Origin of the sequence: Heyndrickxia coagulans DSM 1 = ATCC 7050, from assembly GCF_000290615.1 — a bacterium.
Lineage (GTDB): Bacteria > Bacillota > Bacilli > Bacillales > Bacillaceae_C > Weizmannia > Weizmannia coagulans.
This window is the reverse complement of sequence record NZ_ALAS01000059.1, coordinates 1-1,654: the sequence shown is the minus strand read 5'-3', so window position 1 is coordinate 1,654 and position 1,654 is coordinate 1. Positions and strand designations below refer to the sequence as shown.

Below are 1,654 nucleotides of genomic sequence, written 5' to 3'. Positions count from 1 at the left end.
AACCTTTTCATTAATGCCTTGCTTTACTTCCCCATGGGCACGGTTCGCGAATCATATTTATGAATTTTTGGGGAGGTGGCTGATGGAAGGTGTGCCTATTGGCCAGTTGGCCCAAAGGCTGACGACTCCTTCTGTTTCAGAGGTCTCTTTAAAAACATTATACCGTTGGAAACACCGATTTCTGGAATTTTGGGGGAAATGGTGGATTGATCAACGGAAGAAATGGGCATCCGAATTTCAAGAAGGGGAAAGTTTTCTATCCCTTTACCGAGAAGGAATCCGTTCTGATGAGGAAATTCAGCTTCTTCTTTCCTTCTTTTTTGCGGAAATTGGATCTGTCCCCTCTAAGGGGAGGCTATTTTCTACGATCAATCTCCGCCAGCCCTTCTACCACAATTAAGGTCAAAGGCCATGTCGGACCATTTACATATTAGTTCCTTATTTTCCATTTTCTTGCTCCACAAAATCTGTCTCTATCCCCGAGGTTAAAAGTCGGGGAAAATGGAGGTTGTTTTCTATTTTATGGAATGAGAGGAGAAAATGAGATGAATGAGACGCTGCGAAATGAAGTGGCTGCCTTTCGATTTGGTTTAATTGCCCCAATCGTTCAACGGCAGCTGAAGCCCGGGGAGAGGTATGCCCTTTTGAGGGAAATTGCTGGCCAACGGTACACGATTCCGGGCAGTGAAAGGACAACGGTGAGTATCCGATCCCTTGAGAGGTATCTCCAAGCTTATGAAGAAAATGGATTTGAAGGCTTGAAGCCACAGGAGCGGAAAAGTCAGGGCAGTCTTCGGAATCAGGATCCGGAAGTGCTCAAGCGGGCGATTGACCTGCGGAAGGAATTGCCCAGCCGAAGTGTGGAACAGGTGATCCGAATTCTTGAGCTGGAGAAGAGAGCCCCGATTGGGGCCATCAAACCAAGGACCCTGTCGCGTTACTTTCAGGAGATGGGGTGGAGTAAAAGGGATATCTACTCCAAAGTTAGAAAGGAATTCCGACAATTTGAACATGATCTGCCCAATGACTGCTGGCAGGCAGATACACAGCACACTCTCTATCTGCCCGACCCTAAAAATCCGGAAAAGCGAAAAAAGGTCTATCTTATCGCGATCATCGATGACCATAGCCGGAGAATCATGCATGCCGAGTTTTTCTTGGAGGAAAGATATCCGCGCCTGGAACGCTGTGTTCAAAAAGCTGTGTTGAAGTTTGGCGTTCCGAATCTGTTCTTCTGTGACAATGGATCCGTTTATAGTGCCAAGCAGTTTCAGATTATGTGCGCAAGAATGGGAACGAAGCTCATTCATGCAAAACCTTACTCTCCAGAATCAAAAGGAAAAATTGAGAAGTTTTTCCAATTTGTAGACAGTAGCTTTACCGAGGAGGCCAACCTGTTAATTAACCAGGAGAAGCTCACGACATTGAAACAGTTAAATGAGTACTTAAGGTCTTGGCTGGAGGCATATGATAACCGCATCCATCGCAGTACGAAACAAACGCCTAAAAAGCGATATGAAGCGAAGGAAGATCATACCCGTCACCTGCCCGCCGAATTGTTAAAGAATATTTTCCTTTGGGAAGAAGAAAGAACGGTTCGAAAAACGGCCATTATTGAACTGGAAGGAAATCAATATGATGTGGACTCCTCCTT

2 protein-coding genes are annotated in these 1,654 nt (G+C 45.5%); both read left to right on the top strand.

Going from position 1 to position 1,654, the window contains the following annotated elements:
- On the top strand, positions 1–400 hold a 400-nt coding region (locus tag IC21_RS02390), incomplete at its 5' end, for a hypothetical protein (RefSeq protein ID WP_235801096.1).
- A 145-nt stretch (positions 401–545) separates the two neighbouring features.
- Positions 546–1,654, top strand: a 1,109-nt coding sequence (locus IC21_RS02385; RefSeq protein WP_035180394.1) for a DDE-type integrase/transposase/recombinase, incomplete at its 3' end; no start/stop codon positions are given.